General features: G+C 69.6%; 15 protein-coding genes. 7 read left to right on the top strand and 8 right to left on the bottom strand.

The features are described from left to right. Window positions 1-4: 4 nt before the first annotated feature. The gene (locus ACX80N_RS01985) at window positions 5-640 is read right to left on the bottom strand and encodes a hypothetical protein (protein WP_459338079.1); all 636 of its coding nucleotides are present in this window, start codon (window positions 638-640) and stop codon (window positions 5-7) included. Window positions 641-852: 212 nt separating this feature from the next. Continuing rightward, window positions 853-1410 (bottom strand): YceI family protein, encoded by a 558-nt coding sequence (locus ACX80N_RS01980; protein ID WP_459338078.1) that lies wholly within the window; start codon window positions 1408-1410, stop codon window positions 853-855. Between the two features lie 157 nt (window positions 1411-1567). Between ACX80N_RS01980 and ACX80N_RS01975 the strand changes: the two genes are divergently transcribed. The 5 genes from ACX80N_RS01975 to ccsB all read left to right on the top strand — a co-directional run bounded on the left by ACX80N_RS01975 (window position 1568) and on the right by ccsB (window position 6541). Continuing rightward, entirely contained in the window at window positions 1568-2242 is a 675-nt protein-coding gene (locus ACX80N_RS01975; protein ID WP_459338077.1) for a histidine phosphatase family protein, read from the top strand. 90 nt (window positions 2243-2332) lie between these two features. Beyond that, the gene (locus tag ACX80N_RS01970; protein WP_459338463.1) at window positions 2333-2896 is read left to right on the top strand and encodes a TlpA family protein disulfide reductase; all 564 of its coding nucleotides are present in this window, start codon (window positions 2333-2335) and stop codon (window positions 2894-2896) included. Window positions 2897-3013: 117 nt separating this feature from the next. Then, window positions 3014-3730: a cytochrome c biogenesis CcdA family protein gene (locus tag ACX80N_RS01965; protein ID WP_240615276.1), complete on the top strand. Its 717-nt coding sequence runs from the start codon at window positions 3014-3016 to the stop codon at window positions 3728-3730. A 13-nt stretch (window positions 3731-3743) separates the two neighbouring features. Then, window positions 3744-5519: a cytochrome c biogenesis protein ResB gene (gene resB / locus ACX80N_RS01960; RefSeq protein WP_459338076.1), complete on the top strand. Its 1776-nt coding sequence runs from the start codon at window positions 3744-3746 to the stop codon at window positions 5517-5519. Beyond that, window positions 5519-6541 (top strand): c-type cytochrome biogenesis protein CcsB, encoded by a 1023-nt coding sequence (gene ccsB / locus ACX80N_RS01955; protein WP_459338075.1) that lies wholly within the window; start codon window positions 5519-5521, stop codon window positions 6539-6541. Before resB ends, ccsB begins: the two co-directional genes overlap by 1 nt. Window positions 6542-6649: 108 nt before the next feature. On the opposite strand, the gene ACX80N_RS01950 is transcribed toward ccsB, so the two are convergent. Continuing rightward, window positions 6650-7093: a PLD nuclease N-terminal domain-containing protein gene (locus ACX80N_RS01950; protein ID WP_105033120.1), complete on the bottom strand. Its 444-nt coding sequence runs from the start codon at window positions 7091-7093 to the stop codon at window positions 6650-6652. Window positions 7094-7123: 30 nt separating this feature from the next. Between ACX80N_RS01950 and ACX80N_RS01945 the strand changes: the two genes are divergently transcribed. Continuing rightward, the gene (locus ACX80N_RS01945; RefSeq protein WP_105033119.1) at window positions 7124-7429 is read left to right on the top strand and encodes a DUF4229 domain-containing protein; all 306 of its coding nucleotides are present in this window, start codon (window positions 7124-7126) and stop codon (window positions 7427-7429) included. 20 nt (window positions 7430-7449) lie between these two features. On the opposite strand, the gene ACX80N_RS01940 is transcribed toward ACX80N_RS01945, so the two are convergent. The 5 genes from ACX80N_RS01940 to ACX80N_RS01920 are packed head-to-tail and all read right to left on the bottom strand — an operon-like array spanning window position 7450 to window position 11846. Continuing rightward, entirely contained in the window at window positions 7450-8334 is an 885-nt protein-coding gene (locus ACX80N_RS01940; RefSeq protein ID WP_459338074.1) for a 1,4-dihydroxy-2-naphthoate polyprenyltransferase, read from the bottom strand. A gap of 45 nt (window positions 8335-8379) precedes the next feature. Then, window positions 8380-9510: an AMP-binding protein gene (locus ACX80N_RS01935; RefSeq protein WP_105033117.1), complete on the bottom strand. Its 1131-nt coding sequence runs from the start codon at window positions 9508-9510 to the stop codon at window positions 8380-8382. A gap of 7 nt (window positions 9511-9517) precedes the next feature. After that, window positions 9518-10471 (bottom strand): 1,4-dihydroxy-2-naphthoyl-CoA synthase, encoded by a 954-nt coding sequence (locus tag ACX80N_RS01930; RefSeq protein ID WP_105033116.1) that lies wholly within the window; start codon window positions 10469-10471, stop codon window positions 9518-9520. A gap of 56 nt (window positions 10472-10527) precedes the next feature. Then, window positions 10528-11418 carry an SGNH/GDSL hydrolase family protein gene (locus ACX80N_RS01925; protein WP_459338073.1) on the bottom strand — a complete coding sequence of 297 codons (891 nt, stop codon included), beginning with the start codon at window positions 11416-11418 and terminating at the stop codon, window positions 10528-10530. 2 nt (window positions 11419-11420) lie between these two features. Further along, window positions 11421-11846, bottom strand: coding sequence for a PaaI family thioesterase (locus ACX80N_RS01920; protein ID WP_459338072.1), 426 nt, complete (start codon window positions 11844-11846; stop codon window positions 11421-11423). Between the two features lie 454 nt (window positions 11847-12300). Here ACX80N_RS01920 and ACX80N_RS01915 point away from each other — a divergent pair, with 454 nt between their 5' ends. After that, complete coding sequence (locus ACX80N_RS01915; protein ID WP_459338071.1) at window positions 12301-13593, top strand: ABC transporter substrate-binding protein; 1293 nt, start codon at window positions 12301-12303, stop codon at window positions 13591-13593. Window positions 13594-13596: the final 3 nt, after the last annotated feature.

Genomic DNA, 13596 nt, shown 5'->3' with positions numbered 1-13596 from the left:
CGGCTCAGTACCCGAGCCTCTGCGGCGCGAAGTAGGGCCGTGCGGGCTTGAGGTAGGTCATCACGACGCCGGCGGCCCCGACCAGCATCACGAGCACGCTGAGCGCCATCGACAGCGCCGGTGTCTCGGGCATCGTCTGCCCGCCGGCCGCGGCCGCCTGACTCGCGAGCGGCAGCAGGAGCAGGGTGCCGAGCGTGATCACCACGTTCAGCGCGGCGAGCACGGTCGCGGTGATGCGCGCCCAGTTCTGGCCCTTGCGGATGAAGATCGCGAGGACCACGTAGACGGCAGCGAAGAGGACGGCGAAGACCACCGTCAGCCCCAGACCGAACGACGCGCCGGCCACGTCGGGCACCTCGGTGGTCAGGGCGGAGATGAGCGAGGACAGCAGGTAGAGCACGCCCGCAGCCAGGATCAGGTAGTAGGCCCTCATGACCTCCCTGGGTGCCGGCCCCTTCTCCACGGGTCCGGCAGCGCCGGCCGACGTGGGATAGGCATAGCCCGAGGGCTGAGCCGCCTGGTAGCCGTAGGGGCTCTGCTGGCTGTACGGGCCCGGCTGGCTGCTCCCGTCCGCGCCGGGCGGGTTCCATCCCCGGCCGTCGTTCTGTCCGGTTCCCGGGTTGTCCTGTGGCGTGCTCATCGCGGCGTCCTCCGTTGCGCTCTCATTCGGTCATCCTTCCGCCGGTGCCCCCATGGACGCGCCCAGCGTGGATGGGGTCGCTGCAAGACTAAGTTCGTCGGCCACCGGAGACAACAGGGCTCGACGCAGACGGCCGGCGCCGTCGGGAGGACGGCGCCGGCCAGGGCGTGGAAGGGGCGGCGCGGGGCCGCCTCATGTCGGTGTGGGACGGGTCAGACAGCGACGGCGGCAGGTGCCACGAATGCCGCGTCGATCGTGATGGTCACCTTGTCGCCCACGAGGACGCCGCCGGCTTCGAGGGCTGCGTTCCAGGTGAGGCCGAAGTCCTTGCGGGAGATGCTCGTCGAGGCGGAGACGCCGGCGCGGGTGGCGCCGAAGGGGTCCACTGCCACGCCGTTGAACTCGGCGTCGAGGACCACGGGGCGGGTGATGCCGCGGATGGTGAGGTCACCGTTGATCCGGTAGGTCTCGCCCGAGCCCTCGTGCGAGGTGGACACGAACGTCATTTCGGGGAACTCCTCGACGTCGAAGAAGTCCGCGCCCTTGACGTGGGCGTCGCGGTTCTCGTCGCCGGAGGTGAAGGATGCGGTCCGGATGGTCGCCGAGATGCTGGAATCCTCGAGGGAGGACCCTACGGTGAGGGAGGCGTCGACGTCGCGGAAGGCGCCGCGCACCTTGCTGATGCCGGCGTGGCGGACGCTGAAGCCGACCTCGCTGTGCGCGGGATCGAAGGACCAGGTGCCGGTGGTGAGGCTGGAGGGAACGGTCATGATGAACTCCTGTGAGGCTGAGCGGTGGGTACGGGATAGATAAGCATGCGTATGCATGTTTTATTCCACACTTTCCTCAAAGGTTCAACTGAACGCCCTCAGCAGAAGGAATCGGAGCGATTCGCTCTCGTGTACGCGCATGCGGGAAACTGGGAGGATGCAGCGATCAACCGTCCACCTGGTGCGCCACGGTGAGGTCCACAACCCCGACGGCGTCCTCTACGGACGGCTTCCCGAGTTCCATCTCTCCGAGCTGGGGCGCCGCATGGCCGCCCAGATGGCCGACCACTTCGAACGGCGGCGGGACGACGGCGCCAATATCGTGCACCTCGTGGCGTCCCCGCTCACCCGTGCCCAGGAGACCGCGCAGCCGGTCGCGGACGCGCTCGGTCTCGGCATCACCACCGACGAGCGCATCATCGAGGCGGAGAACCGCTTCGAGGGCATGTCGCGGATCCGGAGCAGGCTCCGCCAGCCCCGCTACTGGCCTCTCCTCGTCAACCCGTTCCGGCCCTCGTGGGGAGAGCCCTACACCCGGCAGGCCGAGCGCGTCCTCGCAGGAGTGCAGGATGCACGCCGGCAGGCCATCGAGCTGGCCGGGGATGCCCCGGACCGGCCCGCCGAAGCCATCCTCGTCAGTCACCAGCTCCCGATCTGGGTCACGCGGCTCGCCGCGGAGAACAGGCGCCTGTGGCACGACCCCCGGCAGCGCGAATGCACCCTCACCTCCATCACGTCGCTCGAGTTCGTGGGCGACACGATCCAGCGTGTGAGCTACGTCGAGCCGTGTGCCGATCTGCTGCCCGGTGCGGCGAATGTCCCCGGGGCGTAATAGAATTACTACACGACGTAGAAATCAACGGAAGAAGCCGTGACACCAAGCAGCCGTCCCCCGAAGCGCCGGTTCCTGCTCAAGCTGGGCATGGCGCTGGCCTTCACCGTGCCGGTTGCCCTCGGAGCCACGTCCTGCGCCGCCGAGGACCCCCTCGCGCAGCAGGCCGCCGCGGGCGACGGCAAGAACTACATCGCGGGCGACGGATCGGTCACCGAGTACGCCGAGAGGGGAGAGCCGGTCGAGGTCTCCGGTGCGCTGTTCGACGGCACGTCCGTGTCCAGCGCCGACTGGAAGGGCCAGGTCACCGTCCTCAACTTCTGGTACGCCTCCTGTGCCCCCTGCCGCGAGGAGGCGCCCGACCTCGTCTCGCTCCATGACGAGTACGAGCCGCAGGGCGCCGCCTTCTACGGCGTGAACATCCGGGACGAGCGTGCGACCGCCGAGGCGTTCGAGCGCAGCTTCGACATCCCCTACGCCAGCTTCGACGACAAGGACGGCCGGGTGCTGCTCGACATGACGCAGTACGTGCCGCCGCAGGCGGTCCCCACGACGATCGTCCTCGACCGCGAGGGACGGGTCTCCGCGCGGATCCTCGGGCTCGCGGACCGCGGCACACTCAAGGCCCTGATCAGCGATGCCCTCGCCGAGTAGCGCGTCGGCCGCGCCCCGCCCATGAGCCTCCTGGCCGCCCCGCAGGCAGGATCGCTCATCGCGTCCGTGCCACTCGCCGCCGGGAACGGCTTCGCCGACACCGTCCTCAACGGCTCGATGCTCCTCGCCCTGCCGGTCGCCCTGCTGGCCGGCCTGGTGTCCTTCGCCTCGCCCTGCGTCCTGCCACTGGTGCCCGGCTACCTCGGGTACGTCACCGGGCTGACCGGCGTGGACCTCGAGAAGCAGAGGAGGGGTCGCATGGTGGCCGGCATCGGCCTGTTCGTCCTCGGGTTCTCGGCGGTGTTCATGGCCTACGGCACGCTGTTCGGGCAGCTCGGATCCTTCCTGCGCGTCTCGCAGGGATGGCTCATCCAGGTGTTCGGCGTCGTCGTGATCCTGCTGGGCGTCGTCTTCATGGGCGGCCTCTCCTGGTTCCAGCGGGAGAGCCGGGTGCACGCCAGGGTTCCGGCAGGACTCCTGGGCGCCCCACTGCTCGGCGTCACCTTCGGCCTCGGCTGGGCGCCCTGCATCGGCCCGACGCTCGGCGCGGTCCAGCTGCTGGCGATCTCCGGTGACGACGCGACGGCGCTCAAGGGCGCCGTGCTGACCTTCGTCTACTGCCTGGGCCTCGGCCTGCCGTTCCTGCTGATCGCGCTCGGCGTGCGCCGCGGGATGGGGGCGCTCGCCTTCTTCCGACGGCACCGGCTCCTGCTGCAGCGGGCAGGAGGCGGCATGCTGGTGCTCGTCGGCGTGCTCATGGTGAGCGGCGTCTGGAACCTGCTGATCACGCAGCTGCAGGATCTGCTGATCGGCACCGTGGTGCTGCCGATATGACACGCACCATGGCATGCGGGGCCGCATCACGCCACGACGGATCGTCATCGAGGGGAAGGGCACAGTGAAGCAGGACGTCTCGCAGGACACGAGGGACAGGGCGGGCGCCGCGGGTGCCGCGTCCGACGTCGTCCTGCCCTCGCTCGGGTTCTTCGGCACGCTGCGCTGGGCCTGGACGCAGCTGACGAGCATGCGGACAGCGCTGTTCCTGCTCCTGCTGCTCGCCGTCGCGGCTGTTCCGGGCTCGCTGTTCCCGCAGCGGCCCGCGAACCCCGCCGTCGTCACGCAGTACCTCCAGGACAACCCGGACACCGGGCCCGTGCTCGACTGGTTCCAGCTCTTCGACGTCTACTCGTCGGTGTGGTTCTCGGCCATCTACCTCCTGCTCTTCGTCTCGCTGATCGGCTGCGTGGTTCCCCGCGCGATCGCACACTTCAGGGCGGTCCGATCGAAGCCGCCGCGCACGCCCAGGCGGCTCTCCCGCCTGCCCGTCTACGGCACGCTCGAGGTGCCCGCGGATCGCGCGCGGGAGGCCGGACTGACGCCGTCGTCCGCCGCCGGGCAGGCCGCGGTGCTGCTGAAGAAGCGCGGCTACCGCGTCGACGTGCGCGACGCCGGGACCGACCGCCCGTCGGTCGGCGCCGAGCGCGGCCTCGCCAAGGAGCTCGGGAACCTCGTCTTCCACACCTCGCTGATCGGGGTGCTCGTCTCGGTGGCCGTCGGCGGGCTGTTCGGCTACAACGGTCAGAAGGTCGTCGTGGAGGGCGACAGCTTCGTCAACACCCTCATCGGCTACGACAGCTTCAGTCCGGGGTCCAACTTCTCCGACGACCGGCTCGAGCCCTACTCCCTCCGCCTCGACTCCTTCGACGTCCGCTTCGACCGCGAGCAGGAGAGCCACTACGGCCAGCCGCTGGACTTCACCGCCGAGCTCACCACGCAGGACGGCCCGGGCCGGGACGAGGAGCAGCAGGTCCTCAAGGTCAACGAGCCGCTCAGCATCGGCGGGACCAACGTCTACCTCGTCGGCAACGGGTACGCGCCCGTTGTGACGGTGCGCGACGGCGAGGGCAATGTCGCGTCGCAGGGGCCCGTGGTGTCGGTCCCGTCCGACGGCCTCTACACGTCCCTGATCGTCATCAAGGCGCCCGACGCCCGGCCGGAGCAGCTCGGCTTCGTGGGGTTCTTCCTCCCCACGGCCTTCGTCGACGAGGACGGTGTGTCCTTCTCGCGGGACCCGGACCCGTTCAACCCGCAGCTCAACCTCAACTCCTACTACGGGGACCTCGGTCTGGACGACGGCACCCCGGAGAACGTCTACGTCCTCGACACGGAGAACCTGACCGAGCTGAACAGCCGGAACAACGACGCCGGCGGGATCGTGCTCGGCGTCGGCCAGACCTACGACCTGCCCGAGGGCAAGGGTTCGATCACCTTCGACGGGCTCAAGCGCTACGTCGCCCTCGACATCCACCACGACCCGGGCGAAGTGGGAGCCCTCGTGTTCTCCACGCTCGCGCTCCTCGGCCTCACCGCGTCCCTGTTCATCGGGCGCCGCAGGCTGTGGGTGCGGACCGGTGAGCACCCCGACGGGCGCATCATGCTGGAGTACGGCCTGCTGGCACGCGGCGAGGACCACCGGCTCGCCGCCGAGGGCCAGGCCGTCGGGAAACTGCTGGCGGACCACTGGTTGGTCGCGTCCGGCACCACGGGGGACCATAGGGAGCAGGAGGCCGCGTCGTCGGCAGCCGGCTCGGGGCAGTCGCACCACAACGCAAAGGACAACTGATGCCAGTACCAGTCAACGCCGAGCTCGGGCAGGCCAGTGAGCTGTTCATGCTGCTGGCCTCCATCGCCTACATGGTGGCCCTCGTGTTCTTCGTCCTCGACCTCGTGAAGTCGAGCACGACCATCAGCACGCTCGAGACGCGCCTCGCCCGGGCCGATGCGCCCGCGCGCACCCTCGCGGGCGTCGGGGCGCGCGGAACAGGGTCGACGTCGGCCGCCACCGTGCCCGCCACGGCCGACGACTCCATGGACTACGGGGCAGGGCCCCGCCGCGGACGGGCGCGGATCGCCGTCGCGCTGACGGTCCTGGCAGCGCTGATCCACGGCACCGCCGTGGTCACCCGCGGCGTCGCCGCCCACCGCGTGCCGTGGGGCAACATGTACGAGTTCTGCACCACGGGCGCCTTCCTCGTCGCCGTCATCTTCCTCGTCACGCTCACCCGCAAGGACCTGCGCTTCGTCGGGTCCTTCGTGGTGGGACTCGTGGTCATCATGCTCTGTGCCGCGACCGTCGGTTTCCCGACGCCCGTCGCCAACCTGATCCCGGCCCTGCAGAGCTACTGGCTGGTGGTCCACGTCTCCATCGCCGTCGCGTCCTCGGCGATGTTCACCATCACGTTCGCGATGTCGGTGCTGCAGCTCCTGCAGACCTCCCGCGAGGCCAAGCTCCTGGCGGGCAAGGCCGACACCGCCAGGTTCCTCCGCCTGGTGCCGTCCGCCCTCAGCCTCGAGAACCTGTCCTACCGCCTGAACGCCATCGCCTTCGTGGGCTGGACCTTCACCCTCATGGCGGGTGCGATCTGGGCCGAGCAGGCCTGGGGCCGCTACTGGGGCTGGGACACCAAGGAGGTCTGGACCTTCGTCATCTGGACCGTCTACGCCGGCTACCTCCACGCCCGCGCCACCCGCGGCTGGACGGGGACGCGCGCAGCGTGGCTGTCGATCGTCGGCTACCTCTGCATCGTCTTCAACTTCACGATCGTGAACATCTACTTCTCGGGACTGCACAGCTACGCAGGCTGAGTCCTCCCGACCGGACGGAAGAGCCCCGCGGCAGCTGCCGCGGGGCTCTTCGATGTCCGGGGGAATGCACCGGCACGCGCGGGCCCGGCGCAGGCCGGTCCCGAGCCGTCAGGGGTGGTGGGCGCCCGTGGGTCCGGGGCCGGCGTCGTCTCCCTCGCCGTCGTGCTTGTCGTCCCGCACAGGAGGGTTCTTGCCGGTCTCGCGGGCCTTGGCCTCGCGTTCCTTCTGCTCCTGCTCGCGCCGACGCCGCTCCTCCTCGCGGGCCCTCTGCCAGCGCTGGGCCTCGAGATTCTGCAGAAAGGCGGGATCGTCGTCGGGCGCGGTGGGCTTCCGGGGTGCGGGCCGCCGCGGGCCCGACGGTCCCTGCTTGCGCGGACGGCCGAACAGGAACCACATTCCCGCACCGATGAGCGGCAGGACGAGGATGGTGACGAACCACGCGGTCTTGGAGATGCTCCGTACTTCGTGTTTTCGGCTCATGACGCAATCGATCAACGCGTAGATGACGACGGCGACCCCCAGGATCGCGGCTATGAGCAGGAGGCGGGGCATGCGCCAATTGTAGGCGAGTAAACTTGGAGAGTGGCCTTCCTCAAATTCACTGCCCTGCGCCTGCTGCTGATCATCGTCTTCTACGTTGCATGCGTTCTGCTGGGCCTCGGACTCTTCCTGTCCGCGGTGGTCGCTGCGATCCTCGCATGGTGCGTGACGTACCTCTTCGCCCGGGACCTCCGCGATGCCGCCGCGACGACCCTGCAGCGCCGCCTCACGCCGGGCGCCCCACCCGTCCGCACCGCCGTGGAGCTCGACGACGCCGCCGCCGAGGACGCTTTGGACCCCAACACACCGGTGAACGCCGACCGCAAGCCGCGCCGCGACGCGGCCTGAGCGGACCCTGAGGTCCTCGTTCAGGCCCGGAGTGTCGTCACCACGATTCCCGCCGTGAACAGGACGCTGAACGCCAGACTGATCAGACCCGTCTGCTTCAGCACCGGGATCAGGCTCCTGCGCTGTGTGCCCTGGAGCATTAGCCGGCTCGGCATGATGCACGCCGGGACGAGCAGCAGGACGAGCAGCATCCAGGGGTAGTCGTAGCTCAGGAACAGCGGCAGCAGGATGGCCGCGGCGAGCATCATGACGTAGCTGATCCGCGCGGGGGTGTCGCCGAGCCGTACCGCGAGGGTCCGCTTGCCCACCGCGGAGTCCGTGGGGATGTCGCGCACGTTGTTGGCCATCAGCAGCGCCGTGGCGATCAGGCCCGTACTGATCGCGCCGATCCAGGCGGCTCCACTGAGCCGGTCCGCCTGCGTGAAGGTGGTTCCCAGCGTGGCGACGAGCCCGAAGAACACGAACACGAACAGGTCGCCGAGTCCGAGATACCCGTAGGGGTTCTTGCCTCCGGTGTATCCCCACGCGGCGGCGATGCAGCCCACGCCCACCAGCAGCAGCACCCAGGCCTGCGACAGCACGATCAGCGCCAGGCCGGCGAGCACGGCGAGGCCGAAGCAGGCGAACGCCGCGTTCTTCACCTGCTGCGGCCGGGCCGCCCCGGACCCCGTCAGGCGCAGCGGACCCACACGCTCGTTGTCCGTGCCGCGGATGCCGTCCGAGTAGTCGTTCGCGTAGTTCACGCCGACCTGCAGCAGCACCGAGACGATCCCCGCGAGCACCGCGTTGAGCGGCCGGAACGAGCCGAGCCCGAAGGCGGCCGCACTGCCGATGATCACGGGGGCGAAGGCCATGGGCAGCGTGCGGGGGCGGGCTCCTTCGAGCCACTGGGCGGCAGTCGCCACTGAGGGGTCCTTTTCGTCGGGTCGGGCGGAGATCGAACGGGACGCCTAGGCGCGTTCGAGCAGCGTGGAGATGGTGAGGCGGTCGGGCTTGCCGCCCGGCAGGAGGGGGAGGGCGTCGAGGGTCACGATGGCCTTCGGGACGGCGTGCGCGCCCAGTTCCACATGGACGGCCTGCCGGACGACCTCGGCGTCGACGTCACCCACGACGGCCGCGGCCACGGCGGAGCCCCACTCCGGGCTCGGGATACCGAGCACGAGGGCCTGCTCCACGCCCGGCAGCGCTTCGATGACATCGGACACACGCCGCGCCGAGACCTTCAGGGCACCGGTGACGATGACGTCGTCGAGCCGTCCGTGGACGGTGACCGACCCGTCGGAGGCGACGTCGCCGGCGTCGTCGGTGACGAACCAGCGCTCACCCGAATTGAAGACGAACTTCTCCTCGGTGAGCCCCGGGGCGTCGAAGTAGCCGTCGGCCAGCACCGCCCCGCCGATGCGCAGCCGTCCGTCCACCGAGCGGAGTTCGACGCCGTCCAGCGGAGTGCCGTCGTAGACGCATCCGCCGCAGGTCTCGCTCATGCCGTAGGTCTCGACGACCTTCAGGTCCTGGCTGCGCGCGAGGGCCCGCAGGGTGGCGCCGGCCGGTGCACCTCCGAGGAGGATCGCGTCGAAGCGGCGCAGCACCCGGAGGGTCTCCGGCACCGGATCGGCCAGCAGCCGGTGGAGCTGCGTGGGGACCAGGGAGGTGAGGCGCACCCGGTCCGTCAGTTCCGCCGCGGCCTCGGTGAAGGCGGCGGGCGTGAAACCCCCGGTGGTGTCCATGACCCAGGGCTGCGTCCCGGCGAACAGGGACCGCACGAGCACCTGGAATCCGGCGACGTAGTGCACGGGGAGCGTCAGGAGCCACTGGCCCTCGGCCTTGAGCGCGAACGCGGTTCCCATGGCGGACGCGGCGAGGGCGTCGACGCTGAGCATCGTCTGCTTCGGGACCCCCGTGGAACCGGAGGTGCTGATCACGGCGGCGATCTCGTCGTTGGGCAGCGCGCCGTCGAAGGACTGGTCCGGCAGCACGTGGGGTGCGACGGCGGGGCCTTCACCCGCGAGGGCTGCGGCGAGGGGCTTCAGCAGTCCGAGCGGGTCGAAGCCGTCGGGCGTATGGACGGGCAGGAGTTCCACGCCGCTCCTAGAAGTAGTAGGGGAACGAGGACCAGTCGGGGGCGCGCTTCTCGAGGAACGCCTCCTTGCCCTCCACCGCCTCGTCCGTCATGTAGGCCAGGCGTGTCGCCTCGCCCGCGAAGACCTGCTGTCCGGCCAGGCCGTCGTCAGCGAGGTTGAAGGCGAACTTCAGCATGCGGATCGCCTGGGGGCTCTGGCGGGCGATATCCGCCGCGTAGGCGAGCGCCGTCTCCTCCAGCGCTGCATGGTCCACGGCCTCGTTCACCGCGCCCATCTCCACCATGTCCTGCGCGGAGTACTCGCGGGCCAGGAAGAAGATCTCCCGTGCCTTCTTCTGCCCGATCTGCCGGGCCAGCAGCGCCGAGCCGTACCCGGCGTCGAAGCTGCCCACCGTGGCGTCGGTCTGCTTGAACCGGCCGTGCTGCGCGGAGGCGATGGTCAGGTCCGCGACGACGTGCAGGCTGTGTCCGCCGCCGGCGGCCCAGCCGTTGACGACGGCGATGACCACCTTGGGCATCGTGCGGATGAGCCGCTGGACCTCGAGGATGTGCAGGCGCCCGGCCCGCGCCGGGTCGATGGTCTCCCGGGTCTCACCCTCGGCGTACCGGTAGCCGTCCCGGCCGCGGATGCGCTGGTCGCCGCCGGAGCAGAAGGAATGGCCGCCGTCACGGGGGCTGGGGCCGTTGCCGGTGAGGAGGACCGTGGCGACGTCGGGGCTCATGCGGGCGTGGTCGAGGGCCCGGTAGAGTTCGTCGACCGTGCCGGGGCGGAACGCGTTGCGTACCTCGGGACGGTCGAAGGCGATGCGTACCGTGGGGAGGTCGCGCACCACGGTGCCGTCGGCGTCGCGGTCCACCTGGCGGTGGTACGTCAGGTCCGTGAAGTCCTCGAAGCCCGTGACGATGCGCCAGCGGCTGGGATCGAAGATGTCGGATACCTTGGCGGGGAGCTCTGAAGTCACCCGTCGAGTCTAGCCGCGCGGCCAGGACCGGGCGGCTCGCGTCGCGTCGGCCGGGACTAGTGGTCGAGCCTGGAGAGGGCGACGGCGCTGCGGACCGCGGGGTAGTACCCGGAGCGGTAGCCCCTGGCTGTGGGGTGCAGGTTGTCGGTGGCGCCGGGCTGGAAGGTGATCCACGGGCGGGGCGAGCCGAGGCCGTGTGCGTCGAAGGCCGGCACCACGTCCACGAACACGAAGCCGTATGCCTCGGCGCGGGTTCGGATGAGGGTGTTGAGGGCGTCCGTACCGACATTGAACGCCACCTGCGAGGCCAGGGGGAAGACCACGTCCCCGGAATCGGGAGAGGAGAAGATGACCTCGTTCCCGAACTCGGGCGAGAACAGGTGCGGATAGCCGGTGACGACGACGGTGGCGTCCGGTGCCTCGGCGCGGATCTGCCCGTAGAGGATGTCGAGGTTCCCGGCCAGGGCGGGCAGCGTCGTGGTGTTCGTCGCCGCGATCGCCTGTGCGCAGACCTCCGGGAGCTGGGTGGCGCACACCGCCGCCAGTTCGGCGAAGCCGGCATCGTTGCCGCCTGCCGAGATGGTGACCAGATCGGTATCCGAGGACAGCAGATCGTCGACCTGACCGACCTGCTCCGGCAGGTCGACGGCGCCGCCGGCCTCCATCGCCACCTTGGCGCCGGCGCAGGTGGCGTTGGCGACCAGCTCCACCTTCCGCTTGGCGTCGAGGAGGCCGGGCAGGCCGAGGGGCGACTGCCCGCAGGCGTTCTGGTAGGAGCCCGCACCGAATCCGGAGGCATAGGAGTCGCCGAGCGCGACGTAGGAGACGGGATCCCTGGGGTGGGCTGCTGCCGGTCCGGCTGCACCGCCGAGCAGTGCGGCGACGGTCGCGGCGACGGCGGCAAGACGGGCGCCGTTCCTCATGCTGGGGTGCTTCATCGGACTCATGGCTAAACGGTACGCCGATGAGCCTGTTTGTCGAGGAGCAGGTTGGTGATGCGCAGGGTGCACAGCCGCTGCCCGGCCTCGTCGGTGAGGAGCACCTCGTGGGTGGTGAGGGTGCGGCCCAGGTGGATGGGGGTCGCCGTGATGGTGACCGTCCCCCCCCGGGCGCCCTTGTGGTGGGTCGCCGAGACGTCCACCCCCACCGCCGTCTTCCCGAGCGTCGAGGCATGGATCACGGCGGCCCACGAACCGACGGCCTCGCCCACCGCGAGGGAGGCGCCACCGTGCAGGAGCCCGAAGGACTGTCGGTTGCCGGCCACCGGCATGGTCGCGACCACCCGCTCGACCGACTGCTCCAGGATGGTCACGCCCATCTTCTCGTCCAGCTCTCCGAGCGTGATGGTCCACGGGGTAGATGGCTCGTGCGTCATCGTGCGGGTACTCCTGGCTGGGGACGAGGGTGTCGTCCGCCACTCTAGCGGTGCACCGGACGCCCCGCTGACCTGGCGCGGCATAACAATCGGATCACGCGCGGTCTCCGGATGGTCGCCTGACCTGCGGAAACGCCCGAAGGCGCAGGATGAGCGCGCCTGTGGAAGCGCTCTCACTTGACAGTGCGCCACGTCACAATCAGGATGGACCGACAGCGTGAGAGCGCTCCCACCGGAAGTGATCCGCCGGTGGGAACCCGGCCTCGGGCTGTGACCACCTCCTATCGGCGGTGGGCCCGGGGTGCTTCCCGGGTCCATCGACGCCATTCCGATCCTGGAACCGACCCCGTCGAGGGGCCCGGCCCGCGTCCCGTCCGGACACAGTGCTCCAGGAAGTACCACCCAGAACCCGCTGCACACGGCGGCGGGATCCAACCTGACAAAGGAGTCACCCGTGCACAGCAGAGCACGTATCACCGCACTTTCCGCCGCGGCGGCATGCCTCGCCCTGGCTCTCACCGCCTGCGGCTCCGGCGGTTCGGACAATGCCGGCGTCGAAGGCGAGACCGGCACCGAGGACGTCACCCTGTCGGTCGGTACGTTCAACGAATTCGGCTACGAGGAGCTCTTCAAGGAATACGAGGAGCTCAACCCCAACGTCACGATCGAGCACAAGAAGGCCGCGACCTCCAACGAGGCCCGTGACAACCTCACCACGAGGCTCGCCGCCGGCTCCGGTCTCTCGGACATCGAGGGCATCGAGGTCGACTGGCTGCCCGAGCTGCTGGAGTACCCCGACCAGTTCGCGGACCTCAGCGATCCCGCCGTGGAGGGGCGCTGGCTCGACTGGAAGACCGAGGCCGCCACCACCGAGGAAGGCCAGCTGATCGGCTACGGTACCGATGCCGGACCGCAGGCCGTGTGCTACCGCGCAGACCTGTTCGAGAAGGCCGGTCTCCCGAGCGACCGCGAGTCCGTCGCCGCCATGCTCGACGGCTCCTGGCAGGACTACTTCGACGCCGGCAAGAAGTTCGTCGCTGCGAGTGGCGGCACGGCCTGGTTCGACTCCGCCGGAGCCACCTACCAGGGCATGATCAACCAGGTCCAGAACGCGTACGAGGACAACGACGGCACGCTCATCGCCACGGAGAACTCCGAGGTCAAGGACATCTACGAGCAGGTCCTGCAGGCCTCCGTCACCGACGGCCTCTCCGCGCACCTGACGCAGTGGGAGGACGACTGGGTGGCCAGCTTCCAGTCGGACGCCTTCGCGACGAAGCTCTGCCCGGGCTGGATGCTCGGCATCATCGAGGGCAACGCAGAGGGTGTCGAGGGCTGGGACATCGCCGATGTCTTCCCCGGTGGCGGCGGCAACTGGGGCGGCTCCTACCTGACCGTCCCCACGCAGGGCGCCAACCAGGCCGAGGCCAAGAAGCTCGCCGAGTGGCTCACCGCCCCGGAGCAGCAGATCAAGGCCTTCGAGTCGAAGGGGACGTTCCCCAGCCAGGTCGACGCACTCGAGAGCGACGCGCTCCTGGGCCAGACCAACGCGTTCTTCAACGACGCCCCGACCGGTGAGATCCTCGCCAACCGGGCCAACGCCGTCGAGGTCACGCCGTTCAAGGGCCCGAAGTACTTCGCCGTCAACGACGCCATGCAGCAGGCGCTGACCCGCGTCGACGTCGACAAGACCGACGACCCCGCCTCCTCCTGGGAGAAGTTCGTCACCGCTGTAGGCGCTCTGTAGCCA

The sequence above is a fragment of the Arthrobacter sp. MDT2-16 genome (assembly GCF_054510925.1).
The sequence above is the reverse complement of the archived record's forward strand: the minus strand, read 5'-3'. Positions and strand labels throughout refer to the sequence as shown.